The organism is Micromonospora sp. WMMD998, assembly GCF_029581235.1.
In the GTDB taxonomy this organism is placed as follows: domain Bacteria; phylum Actinomycetota; class Actinomycetes; order Mycobacteriales; family Micromonosporaceae; genus Micromonospora.
Genome location: NZ_CP120740.1, coordinates 6267492 through 6288620 on the forward strand (window position 1 = coordinate 6267492; position 21129 = coordinate 6288620).

At 74.3% G+C, this 21129-nt stretch carries 20 protein-coding genes and 1 pseudogene; 6 read left to right on the forward strand and 15 right to left on the reverse strand.

Annotation, left to right across the window (positions count from 1 at the left end; all coding sequences use genetic code 11):
• Positions 1–51: 51 nt before the first annotated feature.
• Genes O7619_RS28500 through O7619_RS28515 form a run of 4 tightly spaced genes read right to left on the reverse strand, consistent with a single transcriptional unit; the run spans position 52 to position 3393 of the window.
• Entirely contained in the window at positions 52–792 is a 741-nt protein-coding gene (locus O7619_RS28500; RefSeq protein WP_282284547.1) for a CbiX/SirB N-terminal domain-containing protein, read from the reverse strand.
• The gene (locus tag O7619_RS28505; protein ID WP_282284548.1) at positions 774–1532 is read right to left on the reverse strand and encodes a phosphoadenylyl-sulfate reductase; all 759 of its coding nucleotides are present in this window, start codon (positions 1530–1532) and stop codon (positions 774–776) included. Before O7619_RS28505 ends, O7619_RS28500 begins: the two co-directional genes overlap by 19 nt.
• The gene (locus tag O7619_RS28510) at positions 1529–1687 is read right to left on the reverse strand and encodes a hypothetical protein (protein WP_181570118.1); all 159 of its coding nucleotides are present in this window, start codon (positions 1685–1687) and stop codon (positions 1529–1531) included. The genes O7619_RS28505 and O7619_RS28510 overlap by 4 nt, the downstream gene beginning before the upstream one ends.
• On the reverse strand, positions 1684–3393 hold the full coding sequence (locus O7619_RS28515) for a nitrite/sulfite reductase (protein WP_282284549.1): 1710 nt from the start codon (positions 3391–3393) through the stop codon (positions 1684–1686). The genes O7619_RS28510 and O7619_RS28515 overlap by 4 nt, the downstream gene beginning before the upstream one ends.
• Before the next feature lie 1154 nt (positions 3394–4547).
• Between O7619_RS28515 and O7619_RS28520 the strand changes: the two genes are divergently transcribed.
• Entirely contained in the window at positions 4548–6248 is a 1701-nt protein-coding gene (locus O7619_RS28520) for a glycosyltransferase family 39 protein (protein ID WP_282284550.1), read from the forward strand.
• A 36-nt stretch (positions 6249–6284) separates the two neighbouring features.
• Here the strand turns inward: O7619_RS28520 and O7619_RS28525 are convergent, their stop codons facing one another.
• Both O7619_RS28525 and O7619_RS28530 read right to left on the reverse strand, forming a co-directional pair.
• Entirely contained in the window at positions 6285–7832 is a 1548-nt protein-coding gene (locus O7619_RS28525) for a PAS domain-containing sensor histidine kinase (protein WP_282284551.1), read from the reverse strand.
• Positions 7833–7856: 24 nt separating this feature from the next.
• Complete coding sequence (locus tag O7619_RS28530) at positions 7857–8885, reverse strand: SIS domain-containing protein (protein ID WP_282288980.1); 1029 nt, start codon at positions 8883–8885, stop codon at positions 7857–7859.
• A gap of 191 nt (positions 8886–9076) precedes the next feature.
• On the opposite strand from O7619_RS28530, the gene O7619_RS28535 reads away from it, so the two are divergent.
• Positions 9077–10687, forward strand: a complete 1611-nt coding sequence (locus O7619_RS28535; protein ID WP_282284552.1) for a tetratricopeptide repeat protein — start codon at positions 9077–9079, stop codon at positions 10685–10687.
• A gap of 79 nt (positions 10688–10766) precedes the next feature.
• Here the strand turns inward: O7619_RS28535 and O7619_RS28540 are convergent, their stop codons facing one another.
• Entirely contained in the window at positions 10767–12356 is a 1590-nt protein-coding gene (locus O7619_RS28540; protein WP_282284553.1) for an MDR family MFS transporter, read from the reverse strand.
• Between the two features lie 119 nt (positions 12357–12475).
• On the opposite strand from O7619_RS28540, the gene O7619_RS28545 reads away from it, so the two are divergent.
• Entirely contained in the window at positions 12476–13045 is a 570-nt protein-coding gene (locus O7619_RS28545) for a TetR/AcrR family transcriptional regulator (RefSeq protein ID WP_282284554.1), read from the forward strand.
• Here the strand turns inward: O7619_RS28545 and O7619_RS28550 are convergent.
• The 8 genes and pseudogenes from O7619_RS28550 to O7619_RS28585 all read right to left on the reverse strand — a co-directional run.
• A pseudogene (locus tag O7619_RS28550) lies at positions 13046–13549 on the reverse strand (GNAT family N-acetyltransferase); the annotation flags it as partial.
• A complete protein-coding gene (locus O7619_RS28555) occupies positions 13546–13761 on the reverse strand; it encodes a biotin/lipoyl-binding carrier protein (RefSeq protein WP_282284555.1) in 216 nt (71 codons plus the stop codon). The pseudogene O7619_RS28550 and the gene O7619_RS28555, both read right to left, overlap by 4 nt.
• Before the next feature lie 182 nt (positions 13762–13943).
• Positions 13944–14099, reverse strand: a complete 156-nt coding sequence (locus O7619_RS28560) for a hypothetical protein (RefSeq protein WP_281586825.1) — start codon at positions 14097–14099, stop codon at positions 13944–13946.
• A gap of 57 nt (positions 14100–14156) precedes the next feature.
• The gene (rsrA, locus tag O7619_RS28565; protein WP_282284558.1) at positions 14157–14444 is read right to left on the reverse strand and encodes a mycothiol system anti-sigma-R factor; all 288 of its coding nucleotides are present in this window, start codon (positions 14442–14444) and stop codon (positions 14157–14159) included.
• A gap of 2 nt (positions 14445–14446) precedes the next feature.
• Positions 14447–15253 carry a sigma-70 family RNA polymerase sigma factor gene (locus O7619_RS28570; protein ID WP_282284559.1) on the reverse strand — a complete coding sequence of 269 codons (807 nt, stop codon included), beginning with the start codon at positions 15251–15253 and terminating at the stop codon, positions 14447–14449.
• A 407-nt stretch (positions 15254–15660) separates the two neighbouring features.
• Positions 15661–16275, reverse strand: coding sequence for an alpha/beta family hydrolase (locus O7619_RS28575; protein WP_282284560.1), 615 nt, complete (start codon positions 16273–16275; stop codon positions 15661–15663).
• Positions 16276–16394: 119 nt separating this feature from the next.
• A complete protein-coding gene (locus tag O7619_RS28580; protein WP_091068696.1) occupies positions 16395–16787 on the reverse strand; it encodes a WhiB family transcriptional regulator in 393 nt (130 codons plus the stop codon).
• A 212-nt stretch (positions 16788–16999) separates the two neighbouring features.
• A complete protein-coding gene (locus tag O7619_RS28585) occupies positions 17000–17707 on the reverse strand; it encodes an SOS response-associated peptidase (protein ID WP_282284562.1) in 708 nt (235 codons plus the stop codon).
• A 102-nt stretch (positions 17708–17809) separates the two neighbouring features.
• Here O7619_RS28585 and aroA point away from each other — a divergent pair, with 102 nt between their 5' ends.
• From aroA to hisN, 3 genes are all read left to right on the forward strand, one after another.
• Positions 17810–19111: a 3-phosphoshikimate 1-carboxyvinyltransferase gene (gene aroA / locus O7619_RS28590; protein WP_282284563.1), complete on the forward strand. Its 1302-nt coding sequence runs from the start codon at positions 17810–17812 to the stop codon at positions 19109–19111.
• A gap of 204 nt (positions 19112–19315) precedes the next feature.
• Entirely contained in the window at positions 19316–20209 is an 894-nt protein-coding gene (rsgA, locus tag O7619_RS28595) for a ribosome small subunit-dependent GTPase A (protein ID WP_282288981.1), read from the forward strand.
• A 60-nt stretch (positions 20210–20269) separates the two neighbouring features.
• A complete protein-coding gene (hisN, locus tag O7619_RS28600) occupies positions 20270–21088 on the forward strand; it encodes a histidinol-phosphatase (RefSeq protein ID WP_282284564.1) in 819 nt (272 codons plus the stop codon).
• Positions 21089–21129: the final 41 nt, after the last annotated feature.

Below are 21129 nucleotides of genomic sequence, written 5' to 3' on the forward strand. Positions count from 1 at the left end.
AAAAGCCCCGGCCGGGATCCCGGCCGGGGCTTTTCGCGGTCCGAACCGTGGTCAGCCCGCCACCGCGTCCACCCGCCGCCGCACCAGATCGGCGAGTTCCGGCAGGTCGGTGAGCGGGTCGGCGACCGCCACCGCGCCTGCGGAGCGGGCCGCCGCGCGTACCCCGTCGTGAAACCGGCCCGGCGCCAGGAAGTAGGCGGCCACCGCGACCCGGCGAGCGCCCGTCGCGCGCAGCCGCGCCACCGCGCCACCGACCTCCGGCGGCGCGGCTGAGGCGTACGAGACCCGGCAGCGCACGCCCAGCCCGGCGCCGAGCGCCGCGGCCACCCGACCCACCGAGGCACGCGCGGCGGGATCACGGGTGCCCGCCGCGGCCAGCACCACGGCGTCCGCGCCCTCCCCGGCGGCCTCGGCCAGCCGGCGCCGCAGCGCGGCCAGCAACCGCCCGTCGACCACACCGCCGGTCGGCCCCAGCACCTCCGTCACCCGCACGTCGAGGTCCGCGCCGGCCGCCGCGACCGCCGCCGGGATGTCCACCTTCCGGTGGTACGCCGCGGTCAGCAGCAACGGCACCAGCACCGCCCGGGAATGACCCGCGTCCGCGAGTTGCCGCAGCACCTCGCCCGGCCCGGGCTCGGTGTGGTCGAGCCAGCTCGGCAGCACCGGCCGGCCGGGAGAGGTGGCCGCCACCGCCCGGGCCAGCGCCCGCGTCGCCTCGGCCGCGCGCGGATCACGACTGCCGTGCGCCACCAGCACCACCGGCGCGTCGCCCGTCAGATGTGCAGGCCGCACTCGGTCTTCTCGAACATCGCCCAGCGACCCGCCCGCGGGTCCTCCCCCGCCTTCGTCCGGCGGGTGCACGGCCAGCAGCCGATCGAGCCGTAGCCCCGGGCGAACAGCTCGTTGACCGGGATGTCGTGGCGGGCCACGTACGCATCCACCTCGCGCTGCGTCCAGGCGGCGATCGGGTTCACCTTGACCTTGCCGCGCCGCGCGTCGAAGCCCACCACAGGCGTGTTGGCCCGGGTCGGCGACTCGTCCCGGCGCAGCCCGGCGGCCCATGCGTCATAGCCGGCCAGCGCCCGCTCCAACGGCTCCACCTTGCGCAACTGGCAGCAGTCGTCCGGGGACCTGTTGAACAGGCGCGGCCCGTACTGGCCGTCCTGCTGGCCGACCGTCATCCGGGGGCGGATCGAGCGGACCCGCACCGGCATCCGCCGGGCCACCTCGTCGCGGACCCGCAGCGTCTCCGGGAAGTGCAGGCCGGTGTCGAGGAACACCACGTCGACGCCGGGCGCGACCCGGGAGACCAGGTGCGCCACCACGCCGTCTGCCATCGAACTGGTCACGCAGAACCGCTCGCCGAACGTCTCCGCCGCCCACCTGGCGATCTCCAGCGCGGGCGCGTCCGCCAGCTCCCGCCCGGCCTCCTCGGCCAGCGCGCGCAGCTCCTCCGGGTCCCGCCGGGCCGGGTCCGCCGGGGCGGCCCCGCCGACCAGGCCCAGGCCGGCGGCGGAGAGCAGGCCGGTCACCGGTTCACCGCCCGGCTCAGCAGACCGGTGAACCTCACCGAGAACACCCGCGCGCAGGCGTGGCACTCCCAGGCGCCGTGCCCGGCCTCGTGCGGTCGCAGGTCCTCCTCGCCGCAGTACGGGCAGTAGAGAGGCGCAGATCGAGCGTCACTCATCGAAGCTCCTCCTCATCAACTCTGATCACCCAGTTGGCGAAGCTCTCGCCGTCGGTCCGGCTGGCCAGGTAGCGGCGGGCCAGCCGTTCCACGTACTCCGGAAGCTCGTCAGCGGTGGTCTTCAGGCCCCGCAGCTTGCGGCCGAAGCCGGCGGTCTGCCCGGCGGCCATGCCGAGGCCGCCGCCGAGGTGCACCTGGAAACCCTCGACCTGCTGGCCGTCCGGGCCGACCACGAGCTGGCCCTTGAGACCGATGTCCGCGACCTGCGTGCGGGCGCAGGCGTTCGGGCAGCCGTTGAGGTGGATGGAGATGTCCGCGTCGAAGTCACGCAGCCGCTCCTCCAACCGCGCGACCAGTTCCTCGCCGCGCCGCTTGGTCTCCACGATGGCCAGCTTGCAGAACTCGATGCCGGTGCAGGCCATCGTGCCGCGCCGCCAGGCCGACGGCCTGGCCTCCAGGCCGATCCCCCGCAACGCGGTCACCAGCTCCTCGGTCCGCTCCGGCGCCACGTCCAGGACCAGGAGCTTCTGGTACGGCGTGAGCCGCACCCGGTCGCTGCCGTGCGCCTCGACCACGTCGGCCAGCTCGGCGAGCTGGGTGCCGGAGACCCGGCCCACCACCGGGGCCGCGCCCACGTAGCAGGCGCCGTCACGCTGCGGGTGCACGCCGATGTGGTCGACCGGCTTCGCCGGCAGCTCCGCAGCCGGACCGTCGAGCAGCGTCCGACCCAGGTATTCCTTCTCCAGCACCTCCCGGAAGCGCTCCACGCCCCAGTCGGCCACCAGGAACTTCAGCCGGGCCCGGTTACGCAGCCGGCGGTAGCCGTAGTCGCGGAAGATGCCCACCACCCCGGCCCACACGTCCGGCACCTCGTGCAACGGCACCCAGACACCGAGCCGCTTGGCCAGCATCGGGTTGGTGGAGAGCCCACCGCCCACCCAGAGGTCGAAACCGGGGCCGTGCTCCGGGTGCTCGACGCCGAGGAACGAGATGTCGTTCGCCTCGTACGGGGTGTCGACGAGCCAGGAGATCGAGGTCTTGAACTTGCGGGGCAGGTTGGAGAACTGCTTGTCGCCGACGTACCGGCGGACGATCTCGTCGATCGCCGGGGTGGCGTCGACCACCTCGTCCCGGGCCACGCCAGCCACCGGGCTGCCCAGCACGATCCGGGGGCAGTCGCCGCACGCCTCGGTGGTCTGCAGGCCGACCGCCTCCAGCCGGCGCCAGATCTCCGGCATGTCCTCGACCCGGATCCAGTGATATTGAATGTTCTGCCGGTCGGTGATGTCGGCGGTGTCCCGGGCGAACTCCCGGGAGATCTCCGCGATCACCCGGAGCTGGGCCAGGCTGAGCTGACCGCCGTCGACCCGAACCCGGAGCATGAAGAACTCGTCCTCCAGCTCGTGCGGTTCCAGCACGGCGGTGCGCCCGCCGTCGATGCCGGCCTTACGCTGGGTGTAGAGGCCCCACCAGCGGAACCGGCCACGCAGGTCCTGCGGGTCGATCGAGGCGAAACCCCGGTGCGCGTAGACGTTCTCGATCCGGTCCCGCACGTTGAGCGGGTCGTCGTCCTTCTTCAGCCGCTCGTTGGAGTTGAGCGGCTCACGGTGACCGAGCGCCCACTGGCCCTCGCCACGCGGCCGACGGGGCGCCCGGGTGGTGGGAGCCGGCTGGTCCGAGCGGGTTGGGGTGCTACTGACCGCCATCGCGGCGTCCTCCGTTTGTCTGCTGCGGTGCCTGGGAGCGCGGGCGCGGCGGCCAGCCCTGAAGAGGACCGAGGACGGCGGTGTCGATGACGGCCGGCGCGGAGCGCGCCCGAGACGGATGGGTCGGGCGTCGTCAGTGGGCCGGACAGATCGCGCTGCGCACGCGGCCGTAGTCGACGTGGCGGCGAGCCACGAAGCGGCGGACGACAGCGGCGGTCATGGCTTCATGCTGCCACACCACGGGGTCTCCGGCCACCGACCGGTGCTCTGATCCCACATCACGGGCCCCCCGCCCGGATCGACACCTATCCACGCGCCACCTTTGTGACCTGCCCCACTCCGCCTGGTGTCCGTTTGGTGGAACGCCGCTTTGGGCGCGGAAGCCGGCCCACGGTCCGGACCGACGGCGCCACGTGCCCTGCCGCATCCGGAGCGCCACCGCCGGAGACGAAGGCCCCTCGCGAGGCTTCCGCCCGCCCAACCCGCACCCCCCAGCCCCCGGCCCCCGCTCCGGCACCCCCGCACCCCGGCACCCGGCACCCGGCACCCGGCACCCGGCACCCGGCGATGCTCGACACCCGCTTGTCCGGCGTCCGGGCGCCCCGCCCCCAGGCGCCCCGCCCCCGGATATCCCGCCTCCGGATGCCGACCAGCCCGGGCAGGGCATCAAGCCCATCCACCCAGCGCGAGCCGGACGGCCCTGGCCGTGACCAAGGGGTTTGCGTCATCGAAAGCGCCACCGCCGACGCAAACTCCTTGATCAACCCCGCCGTCGGGAGATCTTGGAGCCAAATGGCCCCTCCAGGGGCCGAATCCTTCCAAGATCTACCGGGTCACTCGTCGATCATGAGGTTAGCGGCGACAAAACGGACTCCAGGTGCTGCCAACTCCATGATCGACGGGCGAGAGGGAAGGCAAGGCCGAGGCGAGAGCAGGAGCGAGAGCAGGAGCGAGAGCAGGAGCGAGAGCAGGAGCGAGAGCAGGAGCGAGAGCAGGAGCGAGAGCGGGAGCGGGAGCGGGAGCGGGAGCAGGACGGGCGGGAGCGGGACGAGGGCAGAAGCCGGGGCGCGGGGACGGGAGTGGGAGTGGGAGTGGGAGTGGGAAATTGGCGGAGGGGGGTGGGCGGGTGGGGGTGGCGTGTGAGGCTGCGGGGTGTGAGCGCGCCTGCCGAGCCTGCGCCGACCCGCGTCCGGGGTTGGGCGGTGTGGGCGGTCCCCGGCCTACTGGCGCTGGTGTTCACGCTGGCCGGGATCGGGCACGCCCAGCCGTGGCGGGACGAACTGGCGACCTGGAGCTCCGCGACCCGCCCGCTGCCGGACCTGGCCCGGCTGACCCGCACCATCGACGCCGCCACTGGACCGTACTACCTGCTCATGCACGGGTGGACCGCGCTGGCCGGCACCTCTCCGACGGCCCTGCGGCTGCCTTCGGCGCTCGCCACGGCGGTCGCCACCGCGCTTACCGCCCGCCTCGCCGCGCGGCTCGTGTCCGACCGGGCGGGGCTGCTGGCCGGGCTGCTGTTCGCCGTGCTGCCGGCCACCTCCCGCTACGGCCAGGAGGCCCGCCCGTACGCGCTCGCGACGCTGCTCGCCGTGCTCGCCACGCTCCTGCTGGTCGGGGCGTTGCGTCGGCCGACGTGGCGGCGCTGGGCCGGGTACGCGCTCGCGGTCGCCGCGCTCGGACTGCTCCACCTGATCGCGCTCACCCTGCTTGCCGCGCACGCCATCGCGGTGCTGCTGACCACCGTGCGCGGCCCGGCCGCCGCCGGCGTCGACCCGCCCGCCCCCTCCCGACCAGTCCCACCCGACCCGACCTCGCCCGGTCGCAGACACCCGCAGCGTTCCACCCACCCCGGACATCGCCCCCGGGTGGAACGCCACGGGTGTCACCGCACCCCGGAAACACCCACAGCGTTCCACCCACCGGCGACGCCGACCGCGGGTGGAGCGCCACGGGTGTCACGGCACGGGACGGGCGGCGGGGTCCGGGGAGACCCGGGGGCTCCGGTGCCCGCCGGGCGGGTGGTCGCGCGGTGGCTGGTGGCGCTGGTTCCGGCCATCGTGCTCGTTACCCCGCTGGGCCTCGTCGCCCAACGACAGCGGGGCCGGCAGCTCGACTGGGTCGATCCGGCCCGCCTGTCCGACCTGGCGTCGCTGCCGGGCGGGCTGGCGCAGAGCGGCGTGGTGGGCGGTTTCCTGCTGGGACTCGCCGCGCTCGGGGCGGCCCGGCTCGGCCGGCGGGCGCTGCTGCCTGGAGCGGTGGTGCTGCTGCCGGTGCTGCTGCTCTTCGCCGCCGGCACGGTGGTCCCGCTGTGGGTGAACCGCTACCTGGTCTTCACCCTGCCGTTCGCCTGCCTGCTGGCCGGCGCGGCCCTGGCCCGGGTACGCCTCGGGCCGGCGCTGGTCGTGGTGGCCCTGGCCGGGCTGCTCGGACTACCCGACCAGGTGGCGCTGCGCCGGACCCACGAGTGGCCCCGCACCGCGCCGGTCGACTACGCGGGCGCGGCCGGAGTCATCGCCGCCGGGCAGCGGCCGGGCGACGCGGTCGTCTACTCGCCCCGGGACGGCTGGCTCTTTCCCGACCTCGGTCTCGCGTACCACCTGGGGTCGGGGCTGCCGCGCGACGTGCTTGTGGTCCGTGACCAGCGGGCGGGCGCGAGCCTCTGGGCCGTCGAGTGCGGCGACCCGGCCCGCTGCCTGGCCGGCGCGGACCGGGTCTGGCTCGTGGTCACCGGCCGCCGGACCGACCCGCTGGCGGCGGTGCCCGGGGCGAAGGGCGAGGCGCTGCGCGACGGTTTCACGGTCCGTCAGGTCTGGCCCCGCCCGGGTCTCACGGTGGCGCTGCTCGCCCGGTGAGCGGCCCGGCTCGACAAACGGCCGCCGGCCGGGGGCTCAGCCCGACAGGCGGTCGGCGGTGCCCCGGGCCAGTGGTACGACGAGGACCGCCTCGGTGCCGCCGGCCGCGCCGTTACGCAGCTCGATGGTGCCGCGCAGCTCGCCGGTGACGAGCGCCCGGACGATCTGGAGGCCGAGGTTGCCGCCGCGTTCGGCGTCGAACTGCCCGGGCAGGCCGCGGCCGTTGTCGGCGACCGAGACGTGCAACTGCTTGCGGTGCCGGTGCACCGAGACGACCACCTCGGGTCGCGGTGCGCCCGCCGGGGTGGGGGCGGCCTCCTCGTCGACCGGCGGGAAGCCGTGCTCCACGGCGTTGAGCAGCAGCTCGTTGAGGACCATGACAAGCGACGTGGCGATCTCGGCGGGCAGGATGCCGAAGCTGCCCCGCCGCCGCATGCCGACGGTCACCTCGGTGGCGGCCACCTCGGTCGCGGCGCTGGCCACCCGGTCCACGATGCCGTCGAACTCGACCGCCTCGTCGCTGGAGAGCGAGAGCGTCTCGTGCACCAGGGCGATCGAGGCGACCCGGCGTACCGACTCCTCGAGCGCGACCCGGGCCTCGGGCATGGCGACCCGGCGGGCCTGGAGTCGCAGCAGCGCGGCGACGGTCTGGAGGTTGTTCTTCACCCGGTGGTGGATCTCCCGGATGGTGGCGTCCTTGGTGATCAGGGCGCGGTCGCGGCGGCGTACCTCGGTGATGTCGCGGACCAGCACCAGCGCGCCGATCGGCACACCGGCGGGCATCAGCGGCAGCGCCCGGGTCAGCATGGTGGCGCCCCGGGCGTCGACCTCGCGCCGGGGTGGGGCCTCGCCGCGCAGCGCGGCGAGGACCGCGTTGCCCGCGTCGGTGCCTTCGAGGGGGTCGCCGGCGAGCCGGCGGTGCAGCTTGGCCAGGTCCTCGCCGACCAGGTGTGAGGCGTAGCCGAGCCGGCGGTACGCGGACTGCGCGTTGGGGCTGGCGTAGGTGACCTTGCCGTTGGCGTCGAGCCGCACCAGGCCGTCGCCGACGCGGGGCGCCGAGGTGGTCTCGCCCGGGTGCCGGGGCGGCGGGAAGGTGCCGTCGGCGATCATCTGGGCCAGGTCGTCGGCGGTGGTCAGGTAGTTCAGTTCGAGCTGGCTCGGGGTGCGGGCGGTGGAGAGGTTGGTGTCCCGGCCGACCACGCCGATGACCTCACCGTGCTCGCCGTCGCCGGTGCGCAGCCGCACCGGGATGGCCTCGTGCCGGGCCGGTACGTCGCCGTACCAGACCGGGTCGCCCTCCCGCCAGATCCGGCCCTGCCGGTGCGCCACCTCCAGGTGCGCCACCTCGGGCCCGCCGACGATGCGGCCGACCTGGTCGTCCAGGTAGGCGGTCGGGGCGGTGGTCGGGCGGACCTGGGCGACGCAGAGGAACGTGCCGTCGCCGTCCACCGGCACCCAGAGCAGCAGGTCGGCGAAGGACAGGTCGGAGAGGAGCTGCCAGTCACCGGCGATCCGGTGCAGGTGGTCGATGTCGGCCGGCCGGAGCGCGGTGTGCTCCTCGGCGAGGTCACGGAGGGTGGACACGCCCCACAGCGTGCCACGCCGGGCTCACATCGTCGCCGTGACCTTCTTCAAACCCCGGGGCGCGTCCGGGTCCTCGCCGCGGGCCAGCGCCAGGGCCAGGGCCAGTCGTTGCAGCGGCAGGATGTCGAGCAGGGGCGCGTACCGTTCGTCGACCTCCGGCACCGCCATCCGGGTGGCGCCGACGTCGGCGGAGCCGACCACCACCACGTCGGCCCGGCGTTCGCCGAGCCGGGGCAGCACCTCGCGCATCGACGTGCCGCCGGGACCGGAGCCGACCACGGCGAGCACCGGCACGTCCGGGTCGGTCATGGCGAGCGGGCCGTGCAGCAGGTCGGCGCCGGAGAAGGCGAGCGCCGGCAGGTAGGACGTCTCCATCAGCTTCAGCGCCGCTTCCCGGGCCGTCGGGTACGCGTAGCCCCGGCCGGTGGTGACGAGCTGGGCGGCGAACCGGTAGCGCGGGGCGAGCCGGGCCGGGGTGTCGTCGGCGAGGGTGTGCGCGGCCAGCTCGGGCAGGCGGGCCAGCGCGTCGCGTTCCTCGGCGGGCAGCGCGCCGTCGCCGGCGCGTACCCCCTCGACCAGCATGAGCAGCGCGAGCAGCTCGGCGGTGTAGGTCTTGGTGGCGGCGACCGCCCGCTCGTGGCCGGCGGCCACGTCGACGCTCAGCTCGGCGGTCTCGGCGAGCGGCGAGTCGGGGTTGTTGGTGACCGCCAGGGTGAGCGCGCCGGAGGCCCGGGCCACCCGGAGCACCTCGGTCAGGTCGGGCGAGCCGCCGCTCTGGCTGACGCCGACGACGAGCGCGTCGGAGAGGTCGGGGCGGGCGCCGAAGACGGTGATCGCGCTGGGTGAGGCCAGCCCGGCGGGCAGGCCGAGGCGGATCTCGGTGAGGTAGGCCGCGTAGAGCGCGGCGTGGTCGGAGGTGCCCCGGGCGGTGAAGACCACGTGGCGGGGTCGCCGCTGCGCGACGACGGCCGCCACCTCGGCGATCGCGGCGGCGTGCGTGGTGGAGAGCAGGCGCTCGTAGCCGGCCGGCTGCTCATCGATGTCGGCGGCCATCCCGGCCCCTGGTCGCGTCACCGCGCACCCCCTTCTGCGCGATTACCGCGCGTTCGGTGCTCAGTCTTGCACGTTTGGGCCAGAATCAACAATGCAACGAGCAACAGTGCGCACCAGATCACCACTCGGCGGCAAGATCCCCTAGGCTTGCCCGGCTGACCGACCGACCAGCCCGGCGATGGAAGGACGACGTGCCCGAGGACGACGCCGCGCTCTCCGCCGAAGAGGAACTCGCGCTGGCCCGGTTGGCGCTGGGCGAGGGCGACCTCCGGCACGCGGCCGACCACGTCGCCGCCGCCCTGGTGCGCTCACCCACCCTCCCCGAGGCGCACGAGACCCTCGCGCGGCTCGCCGCCGCAAGCGGTGGCGACATCGAACTCTTCCCGCTCGGCCAGCACGCCTTCGTCGGCGCCGTGGTGGCCCGGGCACACCTGCTCGCCGCCGCCGGCCGCCCCGCCGAAGGTCTCGACCTGCTGGCCGCCGCCACCGGCTACGCGCCGGGCGCGCCATGGGCCGCCGTACCCTGGGTGACCGCCGCCGACCTGCCGGAACGGCTCGATCCGGAGCGCACCGCCCGGATCCTCATGCAGGTCTGCGCCGCCGCGCCCGACCCGGTTCCGCGCCGGCTGCGCGAGCCGCTGCTGCCCTACCTCACGCTGGCCCGCAACGCGATCACCGTGCATCCGGGTCACCCGCTGCTGCTGGGGGCGGCGTCCGCGCTGGCCCGGCGCCTCGGCGAGGTCGCCCTCGCGGTCGAGTGGGCCACCCGGGGGGTACGCGCGGAGCCCAGCAAGCTCGGCGAGGTGTGGCTCGGATACGCGTACCGCAGCGCCGGCCGGACCGCCGACGCGCTCGCCGCGCTGGAGCGTGCGGTCGCGCTCGACCCCGACGACCTGGCGATCTACGCGGACATCGCCGGCACGCTCGCCGACCACGGCCGGCTCGACGCGGCGCTGGGCTGGATCGACCGGGCGCTGGCGAAGGACCCGACGTTCGACTGTGCCGTGCACACCGCGCACCGGCTGCGCTTCCAGCGCGACGGGAACGTGGACCACCTGGTGGCGCTCGCCGACTTCGTCCGCGACCACCCGGACGACTCGCACGAGCACGGCGACCTCGCCGAGTGTTGCCGGGGACGCCCGTGGCTCGGCCAGGTCACCCCGGCCGGCGCGGACCACCTGCCCGCGCCGACGGCGGACACCGCCCGCCCGACCGAGAACGCGGTGCGTCGGCTCCAGCAACTGGCCCACCCGGCCTGGGCGCACCCGCCGGCCGCGTACGACGCCGCGGTCGGACTGGCCACGCTGGACCTGGCCGACCTGCTCGGCCTGCTGGCGTACCCGCCGGAGGCGCCGCCCACGGCGCTGGGCCGGGTGCTCGGCGGTCAGGACCCCGCGCTCTGGACGCGCTGCGCGCAGGTGTGGGCCTGTCTCGGCCTGCTGCACCACCGCACCGACGAGCCGTGGGCGGAGTCGACCCGCCGGCGGGTGCTGCGGGACCTGGCCGGGGGCGAGCCGGGGCCGGTGCCCGAGGCGGCACTGTTCGCCCTGGTCACCGCCGCCTGGGTGGACCCGGCCGTACGCGCCGACGTGGCCGGTCTCGTGGCCGGACGGCTCGCCGAGGTGGCGACCGGCCCCGCCCATCACGGTCCGGAGGCGGTGTCGCTGGCCCACCTCGCCCGGGCCACCCCGGCCCTCGACCCGGCCGCCCGCGCGACGGCCGACACGCTCGTCGCCGACGCCGGGGCCGGTCCGCTGCGCCGGCTGTGGCGACGCCTCACCGCCCTGTTCCGCCGCGCCTGAGCGCCTGCGATCCCCGGGCGTGGTGTTAAGCAGGGGCCCCGGCACAACGCCAGGCGTTAAGCGGGGCCCCCTCCTAACCTCAGACGGGGGTTTTGCCGAGGGCGACCTCGGCCTCCTCCTCCGGCGTGGCGCTGGCCGGCGGGACGTCGTTCGTCGCGCGCAGCGGCACCTCCTTGACGAACCAGGCGAGCACCGGGACCGCCACCGTGATGAAGAGGGCCCAGAGGAAGACGTGCGAGATGGCGTCGGAGAGCCCGCCGAGCACCAGCTCCCGCGCCGGGCCGGTGAGCTGCTTGAGGTTCTCCAGGTCCATCGCGCCGCCCTCGCCGCCGCCGTTGCCGGCGAGCGCCGGACCGGCGGGCGAGTCGGCCAGCCGGTTGGCGAAGATGGCGCCGAACAGCGAGACGCCGAACGAGCCGCCGATGGACCGGAAGAAGGTGGTCGCGCCGCTCGCCGCGCCCAGGTCCTTCTGCTCGACGCTGTTCTGCGCGATGAGCATCGAGGTCTGCATGAGGAAGCCCATGCCGACGCCGAGCACGACCATGTAGAGCGAGGACTCGGTCTTGCCGGTGCCGAGGTCGAGTTGGCTGAGCAGCCACATGCCGACGGCCATCACCACGCCGCCGATGATCGGGAAGGCCCGGTAGCGCCCGGTCTTCGTGATCGTCCGGCCGACCACGAGCGACACCACGAGCATGCCGAACATCAGCGGGAGCAGGAGCAGGCCGCTGTTGGTGGCCGACGCGCCCTGCACGGTCTGCTGGTAGAGCGGCAGGAAGTTCATCGCGCCGAACATGGCGAAGCCGAGCAGGAAGCCGATCACCGAGATGACGGCGAAGTTGCGGTTGGCGAACAGGCCGAGCGGGAGGATCGGCTCCGGCGCCCGCCGCTCCACGAGCGCGAACACGCCGAGCGCGGCCACCGCCAGCACGGCCAGGCCGAGGATCTGCGGCGAGGACCAGTCGTACTGCTTGCCGCCCCACGTGGTGACGAGCACGAGCGCGGTGATGCCGACGGAGAGCAGCGCCGCGCCCAGCCAGTCGATCTTGTGCTCGGTGCGGTACTTCGGCAGGTGCATGGTGACGGCCAGGAGGAGCAGCGCCACCCCGCCGAGGGGCAGGTTCACGTAGAACGCCCAGCGCCAGGAGAGGTGGTCGGTGATGAAGCCGCCGACAAGCGGGCCGGCCACCATGGCGATGGCCATGATGGCGGCGATCATGCCCTGGTAGCGGCCCCGCTCGCGGGGCGGGACCAGGTCCCCGATGATCGCCATGACGCCGACCATCAGGCCGCCCGCGCCGAGGCCCTGGACCGCCCGGAACGCGATCAGCTCGACCATGCCGGTGTCGGCGCCGCCGAAGACGCCGGAGCCGGACATGCCGCAGAGCGCGGAGCCGATCAGGAAGACGACCACCGAGGTGAGGAAGACCGCCTTGCGGCCGTAGAGGTCGCCGAGCTTGCCCCAGATCGGGGTGGAGACAGTGGTGCCCAGCACGTACGCGGTGACCACCCAGGTGAAGTGGTCGGCGCCGCCGAACTCGAAGACGATACGCGGCAGCGCGGTGCTGACGATCATGTTGTCGAGCATCGCGAGCGTCATCGCGATCATCAGGCCGAACAGGATGACGCGAACGTTTGGTCTCGCGCTGACCGGGGCTTGTTGACTCATGGGTAGGCTCCCCCGCAGATCGGTGATCGACTTACTTGCCGCCCGGCTAGTTAACTTACTAGCCGCACGGTAAGCTGGGCACCGGGACAACGTCAAGCGGATGGGAAGGTGTCGGTCGGGTGAGCGAGAGCACAGGCGGCACGCGCCAGCGCATCCAGGCCGTCGCGCTGGAGCTCTTCACCGAGCAGGGATACGAGAAGACCTCGCTCCGGGAGATCGCCGAGCGCCTCAACGTGACCAAGGCGGCGCTCTACTACCACTTCAAGAGCAAGGACGAGATCGTCAGCAGCTTCGTCGACGACCGGCTACGCCGGATGGACGAGCTGATCGCCTGGGCCGCCGACCAGCCGGCCACGCTGGAGACCCGGCGCACCCTGATCGCCATGTACGCGGACACCATGTTCTCCGGCGAGCTGCCCCGGGTGATGCGGTTCTTCGAGCAGAACCAGACCGTGCTGAAGAGCCTCGTCGCCGGCCAGCAGATGCGCGACCGGATGATGCGACTGGCGGGCGAGCTGAGCCGCGGCGACGAGTCCCCGGCCGCCCAGCTACGCGCCTCGCTCACCCTGTTCGCGGTGCACAGCAGTTGGTTCGCGGTGCGCACCACCGGCATCACCGACGACGAGCGGCGGAAGATCGCCCTCGAGGTGGCCGACGAGCTGCTCGCCAAGATCGGCGACGGCGACTGACGCGGTGAGGGGCAGGCGCAGGCCGAGCAGGTCGATCCCGGGCAGCGGAGCCCAGTCCTTCTCCGGCGCCCGGACGAACCCGAGCCGGTCGTAGAGCCGGTGCGCACTCGCCGCCATGCCGGCGCGCACGCAGATCACCACCGCCGCGCAACCCTGCTCGACGGCGCGCGCCACGCACGCCTCGGCCAGCGCCGCGCCCGCGCCCCGGCCCTGGGCGGCCGGGTCGACCGCGAGCATCCGGAACTCGGCCTCACCGGGGTCGGCGAGTTCGGCGTACGGGGTGCCCGCCAGCACGAACGTCACCGCGCCGAGCACCGCGCCGGTGGCCACGTCCACGGCGACCAGCACCTCCCCGGTGCCCGCCCGGCCGGCCACGTCGGCGAGCACCGGCGCGTACCCGCTCTCGTCCTTGAGCTGGCCGTCCGCCTCGTAGGCGGCCACCGTCAGGCGGGCCACCGCCGGGAAGTCCGCCGGCTCGGCGCGGCGAACGAGCAGGCCGGTCAACCGATCACCGCGATCAGGTCGCCGTCCTGCACCACGTCGCCCTCGTTGACCGCCACCTGCTGCACCACGCCGTCGGACTCGGCGACCACCGGGATCTCCATCTTCATCGACTCCAGGATCACGAGCGTGTCCCCCTCGGACACCGTGTCGCCGGCCGACGCGACGACCTTCCAGACGTTCGCCACCATCTCGGCGCGGATCTCCTCGGCCATCTCCCGGCCCTCCCTCTCCCCGACAGTCCTGCGAACGGTATCCAATCATGACGCCGGTCACGTCCGATCTCAGACCACCGGCCCGGGACGCGGCCCCACCGCGCCCGGCGCGGCACCGGCGGCACTAGCATCGTCCGGGTCGGCGCCCGGCGACCCGGGGCCGTACGCGACCTCCGCCGCGCTCACCCGCGGCCGGACCGTGACCAGCACAGGAGGCAGAGCATGGCGAAGAAGGCCCGGAAGAAGAAGGCCCGGAAGAAGAGCAGCGCCAACCACGGCAAGCGCCCCAACTCCTGATCACCGATCAGCGGCGCCCGGCCCTGCGGGGCCGGACACACCTGTGGCCCGGGTCCACACACGGACCCGGGCCACAGGTGTCTGATCGGTCGGCGGCGTCAGTCGGCCAGCTCGCGGGACTCGGTGGTCTCGAAGACCACCAGCTCGCTCAGCCGCAGCCGCAGCCGCTCACGCAGCTTCTCCGGCGCCGCCTCGTTGCCGCAGCACCGGGCCACAAGCGCCTTGACCTCCTGCTCGATGCCGTACTCGCGCAGGCACGGCCCGCACTCCTCCAGGTGGTGCCGGATCAGCACCCGGCGCTCCTCGCCGCACTCCAGGTCGAGGTAGAGGTAGACCTCGGCGAGCACCTCGTGGCAGTCCGTCTCGTGCGGTCGTCCACAGCTCACGGTCACACCTCCCGGCTGGCGGCGGCGGTCGAACCCTTCGACGGGGCGGCGCTGAAACCCCGCTCCGCCGCGTACCGCTCCAGCAGCTTCCGCAGGTTGCGTCGGCCCCGGTGCAGGCGGGACATCACGGTGCCGATCGGCGTACCCATGATGTCGGCGACCTCCTTGTAGGAGAAACCCTCGACGTCGGTCAGGTAGACCGCCAGGCGGAACTCCTCCGGCAACTGCTGGAGGGCCTCCTTGACGTCACTGTCCGGCAGCCGGTCGAGCGCCTCGGTCTCGGCCGAGCGCAGACCGCTGGACGTGTGCGACTCCGCCTCGGCGAGCTGCCAGTCGGTGATCTCGTCCGTCGGCGCCTGGACGGGCTGACGCTGCCGCTTCCGGTAGGAGTTGATGTAGGTGTTGGTCAGGATCCGGTAGAGCCAGGCCTTCAGGTTGGTGCCCTGCTCGAACTGGTGGAAGGCGGCGTACGCCTTCAGGTAGGTCTCCTGGACCAGGTCCTCGGCGTCCGCCGGGTTACGGGTCATCCGCAGCCCGGCAGCGTAGAGCTGATCGACGAAGGGCATCGCGTCCCGCTCGAAGCGGGCCCTGCGCTCGTCCGTCTTCTCGGTGGTCAACCGCACATCCCCTCGCGTCGGATGCTTTCCCGCCGAGGATACGCGCACCCGCCTGCCGGCAGATTCACTTCCCGAGTGTGTGCCGGTGCTCACGGTCGACGCCGACGCCTGCCACTCCGGGGCGTCAAGCAGCCGCCGGAGCTGCCGTTCGTCCCGTTCGTCCCGTTCCCGGCTCCGAGTCTCGACCGGCACCGGTCACCCCCCTCGCGCTGGCAATGTCGTTTCCCAACAGGTCCCAACGCGATCGCCGCCCCCCAACATTCCACCCACCCGACCCCCGCCACCGCCGGAAGCGGCGAGATCTTGGTACGGAGGCGCCCCTCCGGGGGCCGTTTCGTACCAAGATCTCGGGTCACCCGTTCCTGGCCCCAGCTCGACCGCGACCGATGCTGGGACCAGGAAGGGCCTGGGAGGTGACTCCGATCACGCCCGTGCCGGGCGGCCGGCGCCAACCGGTGCAACGACCGCCCGGCGGAGACGGTCACGCACGCCCGCCGAGCCGGGACCGGCCGCCCAGCCAGCCGGGACCGGGGCAGCCGGGACCAGGGCAGCCGGGACCAGGGCAGCCGGGACCGGGGCAGCCGAGATCAGGGCGGCTGTCAGGGCAGCCAACCTCGGGCCGCCAGCCAGGCGCGCACCACCTCGGCCGTGCCGGGCGGGTCCCGGCGGAGGTCGTGCCGCTCCCCCGGCCGGACCACCACCTCGACGCCGGGCGCGAGATCGGGCACGCCGAAGGGGTCCCGGTCGCCGTTGACCACCAAGGTCGGCAGTCCGGTGCCCAGCTCGTCGGCCCGGGACCGCTCCGGCCGCCCGGGTGGGTGCAGCGGGAACGCCAGCGCCACCACCCCGGCCGCCCCGACGGCGGCGGCGGTGCGGCAGGCCACCCGGGCGCCACTCGACCGCCCACCCACCACCCAGCGGCCGGTGCCCGGCAGACGACGGCGCAGTTCGGTCAGCACCGCCGTCCACGCCTCGTCGAGGTGCCCGGCCGGTGCGGGCGCGCGACGGCCGGCGACCCGGTAGGGCTGGGTCACCAGCACCACCCCGGCCCCGGCGTCACGAACCGCGTCGCGGACCGCCAGGAGATCGGGCGCGTCGACGTCGCCGCCCGCGCCGTGACCCAGCACGAGCAGGGTGCCGCCGGTCGCCGTCGGCGGGTCGAGCCGGATGCGCGCCGGCCCCCGTGGCGTGTCGATCTCGTCGTCGTGCCGCACCGGCCCATTCTGCGCACGGCGGCCCGCCGGGCGACGGCCGGGCGCGGAAACCACCGACGCCCGACCAGTCGAAATCCGGCGTCGAGATCCGGCCCGACGCCCGCGGCCAGGGGCCGGGATCAGCTCAGCGGCACCAGCGTGAGCAGACGATCGCGGACCGGCGGCCCGGGCTCGTCGACCGCGTCCGGATCCGGCTGCACCTCGCTGCGCCAGGCGACGAGCATGGCTCGCCGCTCACGCGGCGTGGTGCCGCCCCAGACGCCGTGACAGTCGCCCACCTCCAAGGCCCAGGCCAGGCAGGAGCCTTGGACGTCGCAGGTGCGGCAGAGCGCCACCGCCGCGTCCGCCGGCTCGTTGGGCGCCGGAAAGAACGTCTCCGGATCGACGCTCTGGCAGGTGCCCCTGGTGCGCCACGCCTCGTCCTGTCGCCGTTCGCGCAAGGCTCGCAGCAGCCGCGGATCGCGCCGCGCCGCCGCCACCTCGTGCGGGCGGGGCATGCGTGCCCGTGTCAATACACCCACCTCCCCCGTGGGACCGGCGAAGATCTTCCTAGAGATCGATGGATGTCATTCGCCCCGTGCGAACGGACGCCCATCACCGGCGCTGTGTTCTATCGCACTCGCGCACGCCGAGACAAGAGTCTTCGGTAAACATGACTAAACGACCGGGCGACTTTTCCGGCGCAACCCCGGCAAATCAGCACTCGACAATATGCTGAGGGTGATCAGAACAACGTCGGTTCCCGGTCCGCCTCCGCCCCCGCCGGGGCGACCCGGGCGATCAGCTCCGGACCGTCGTTGCGGACGTCGCCGACCGCCGGTGAGACCGGCCGGATCTCCAGCGCGGCGAGCTGCCCGGCGGCCGGCGGGACGAGCAGCGCGGCGGGCTCGTCGGTCGGGCCGAGCCAGGCGGCCCAGCGGTCCCGGGGCAGCAGCAGCGGCATCCGGTCGTGCACCTCGGCCAACTCGCCGAGCGCCGCGGTGGTCAGCACACTGAACGTGAGCCGGGGCGTCCCGGCCGCCTCCCAGAGCGACCAGATGCCCGCGAAGGCCAGCACCGAGCCGTCCCGCGGGGTCATGAAGTAGGGCTGCCGCCCGCCGTCCGGCCGGCGGACCCACTCGTACCACCCGTCGGCCGGAACCAGGCAGCGGCGGCGGGCGAAGGACGGGGCGTACGCCCGGCTGGTGGCGACCGTCTCGGCCCGCGCGTTGATCATCCGGGCCGCGCCGGCCGCGCTGCGGGACCAGGGCGGGAGCAGCCCCCAGCGGCCGAGGGAGAGCAGCCGGTGCCCCTCCGGCGCGAGCCGGACCAGCGGCGCGGAATCGGTCGGGGCGAGGTTGAAGTCGGGCCCGACCCCGCCGGTGGAGTCGGTCGACTCGAACAGCGCGCTCAGGTCGCCCGCGCTCCTGGTCGTCGCGTACCTCCCGCACATGGCGCCCACGCTAGCCCCAGCGGGCCGTTTCGGCTGTCCCGCCCACCGGGAGCAGGCCCGGCGGGCGGCCCGACGGGCCCGCCGGGTTGGCAGAATACGAGCGTGGGGAATCTGACCGCTACGCGCCCGCCGCAGCCCTGGACCGCACCGACCGCGAGCGACCCGGTCGCCGCGACGCTGCGCCTGCCCGGCTCCAAGTCGATGACCGCCCGGGCCCTGGTGCTCGCCGCGCTGGCCGGCGGGCCGTCGACGCTCGACCGGCCGCTGCGCGCCCGGGACACCGAGCTGATGGCCGGTGGCCTCCGCGAGCTGGGGTCGCACATGTCGGTCGCCGACGACGACCGGTGGCTGGTCCGCCCACACCCGCTTGTCGGCCCGGCGCACGTCGACGTCGGCCTGGCCGGCACCGTGATGCGCTTCCTGCCCCCGGTGGCCGGGCTGGCCGCGGGGCGGGTCACGTTCGACGGCGACCCGCACGCCCGCACCCGCCCGCTCGGCCCGCTGATCGGCGCGTTGCGCACCCTCGGCGTCCGGGTCGACGCCCCGCCGGCCGGCAGCCTGCCGCTCGTCGTCCTCGGCGACGGCCGGGTGACCGGTGGCGAGGTCGTGATCGACGCCTCCGCGTCCAGTCAACTGGTGTCCGGGCTGCTGCTGGCCGCACCCCGCTTCGACCGGGGCGTGGTGGTCCGGCACGAGGGGCCGCCGGTGCCGTCCGCGCCGCACGTGCGGATGACCGTGCGGATGCTGCGCGCCGCCGGGGCCGCCGTCGACGACGCCACGCCCGACGTCTGGGTGGTCGAGCCGGGCCCGCTCACCGGGCGCGGCTGGGACATCGAGCCCGACCTTTCCGGTGCCGCGCCGTTCTTCGCCGCCGCGCTCGTCACCGGCGGTGAGGTCACCCTCCAGGGCTGGCCGCACCGCAGCCTCCAACCGGTCGAGCGGCTGCGCGAGCTGCTGCACCGGATGGGCGGCGAGGTGACGCTGGGCACCGACGGGCTGCGGGTGCGGGGCACCGGCGCGGTGCGCGGGGTGGACGCCGACCTCTCCGACGTCGGCGAGCTGACCCCGGTGCTGACCGCGCTCACCCTGCTGGCCGACACCCCGTCCCGGCTGACCGGCATCGGTCACATCCGGGGCCACGAGACCGACCGGGTCACCGCGTTGGCCAAGGAGTTCACCGCGCTGGGCGCCGACATCACCGAAACCCGCGACGGCCTGGAGATCCGGCCCCGCCCGCTGCGCGGCGGCACCTTCCGGACGTACGCCGACCACCGGATGGCGCACGCCGCGGCGGTGGCCGGGCTGGCCGTTCCCGGCATCGAGGTCGACGACGTGACGTGCACCTCGAAGACCATGCCGGAGTTCCCGGCACTATGGTCAGGAATGGTGACCGACAAGAGCTGACAGCGGGGGGACGTCCTGGCGACCAGGCGGCGGGAGTACGACGAGGACGACGTCCGGGTCCGTCCCGGCAGGTCGTCGCGCCCCCGCACCCGCACCCGGCCCCGGCACGCCGACGCGGTCGACGGGTTCGTGATCGCGGTCGACCGGGGGCGGTACACCTGCGTCCGCCCCGAGGCCGGCCCGGACGACCCGGTCGTCACCGCCATGCGCGCCCGCGAGCTGGGCCGCAAGTCGGTGGTGGTGGGCGACCGGGTGGGACTGGTCGGTGACGTCTCCGGCGCGTCCGGCGCGCTGGCCCGCATCGTGCGCATCGCCGAGCGCACCTCCGTGCTGCGGCGCACCGCCGACGACGACGACACCACCGCCGAAGGGCGGTTGGAGCGGGTGGTGGTGGCCAACGCCGACCAACTGGTGATCGTCAGCGCGCTCGCCGACCCGCCGCCGCGCACCGGGTTCATCGACCGCTGCCTGGTGGCCGCGTACGACGCCGACATCGAGCCGCTGCTCTGCCTCACCAAGGCCGACCTGGGCGGCCCCGACGCGGTGCTCGGCTACTACACCGAGCTGGAGCTGCCGTACGTGCTGATCCGCCCGGGTGCCGACCTGGCCGAGCTGCGCACGCTGCTCGCCGGCCGGGTCTCGGTCCTGGTCGGCCACTCCGGCGTGGGCAAGTCGACGCTCGTCAACCGGCTCGTGCCGGAGGCGGAGCGGGCGGTCGGCACGGTCAGCGCGATCGGCCGGGGCCGGCACACCTCGACGAGCGCGGTGGCGCTGCGCCTGCCGCCCGACCGCGGCGCCGGCGGCGATCCGGGTTGGATCGTCGACACCCCGGGCGTGCGCAGCTTCGGGCTGGCGCACGTCTCCGCGGAAAGCCTGCTGCACGGCTTCCCCGATCTGGTCGAGGCGACCGTGGACTGCCCGGCCAACTGCCCGCACACCGCCGACGAGGCGGACTGCGCGCTCGACGCCTGGGTGGCCGCCGGCAGGGCCGACCCGCGCCGGCTCGCCTCGTACCGGCGGTTGCTCGCCTCCCGCAGCGGCGAGGGCGACGCGCGCGAGCCCGAGCGCAATCCGGGCGACCCGCTCGCCGGTTCCTGACCGGCGGACCGGCGGCCACCCGCCGGGACCCGCCGCGCGGGCGGCGCTAGCGTGTGGACCATGACCGGGTACGCCGACGACCTCGCCCTCGCCCATGTGCTCGCCGACGCCGCCGACGCCGTGTCCACGGCCCGGTTCCGCGCCCTCGACCTGCGGGTCGAGTCGAAGCCGGACCTGACCCCGGTCTCCGATGCGGACACCGCCGTGGAGCGGGAGATCCGCGCCCTGCTGGCCACCCACCGCCCGACCGACGGACTGCTCGGCGAGGAGTACGGGGAGCACCCCGCCGCCGGTCCGGACGGGCGGCGCTGGGTGGTCGACCCGATCGACGGGACGAAGAACTTCGTCCGGGGCGTACCCGTCTGGGCCACGCTGATCGCGCTGCTGGAACGGGACCGGCCGGTGCTCGGCCTGGTCTCCGCGCCGGCGCTGGGCCGGCGCTGGTGGGGCGCGCTCGGCGCGGGCGCGTTCGCCGGCACCGGGCCGGCGGACGGCGCGCCGATCCGGGTCTCCGGCGTCACGGCGCTCGCCGACGCGAGCGTCTGCTACTCCTCGCTGACCGGTTGGGAACAGGCCGGCCGGTTGGACGCGATGCTCCAGCTCATGCGCGACAGTTGGCGCACCCGGGCGTACGGCGACTTCTACGGCTACATGCTGTTGGCCGAGGGGGCACTCGACGTGATGGTGGAGCCGGAGCTGTCGCTGTGGGACATCGCCGCGCTGGTGCCGATCGTCGCCGAGGCCGGTGGCCGGTTCACCGACCTGGCCGGGCGACCCGCGCCGGCCGGCGTCGACTCCGCCGACATCAGCGCGGTCGCCAGCAACGGCGGGTTGCACGACGACATCCTGGGCCGGCTGGGCCGGCCGGCCGAGCGCTGACCCGGACCGAGCCTTATCCTCGCGGGGTGGTCTCCTCCGGC

What these genes read in the sequence shown, in the direction of transcription:
- O7619_RS28510 (WP_181570118.1), bottom strand. Translation starts at nt 1,687, where the DNA reads ATGAGTGACGCTCGATCTGCGCCTCTCTACTGCCCGTACTGCGGCGAG.
- O7619_RS28515 (WP_282284549.1), bottom strand. Translation starts at nt 3,393, where the DNA reads ATGGCGGTCAGTAGCACCCCAACCCGCTCGGACCAGCCGGCTCCCACC.
- O7619_RS28530 (WP_282288980.1), bottom strand. Translation starts at nt 8,885, where the DNA reads ATGGCCGCCGACATCGATGAGCAGCCGGCCGGCTACGAGCGCCTGCTC.
- O7619_RS28540 (WP_282284553.1), bottom strand. Translation starts at nt 12,356, where the DNA reads ATGAGTCAACAAGCCCCGGTCAGCGCGAGACCAAACGTTCGCGTCATC.
- O7619_RS28555 (WP_282284555.1), bottom strand. Translation starts at nt 13,761, where the DNA reads ATGGCCGAGGAGATCCGCGCCGAGATGGTGGCGAACGTCTGGAAGGTC.
- O7619_RS28585 (WP_282284562.1), bottom strand. Translation starts at nt 17,707, where the DNA reads ATGTGCGGGAGGTACGCGACGACCAGGAGCGCGGGCGACCTGAGCGCG.
- rsgA (WP_282288981.1), top strand. Translation starts at nt 19,316, where the DNA reads ATGCGCGCCCGCGAGCTGGGCCGCAAGTCGGTGGTGGTGGGCGACCGG.
- hisN (WP_282284564.1), top strand. Translation starts at nt 20,270, where the DNA reads ATGACCGGGTACGCCGACGACCTCGCCCTCGCCCATGTGCTCGCCGAC.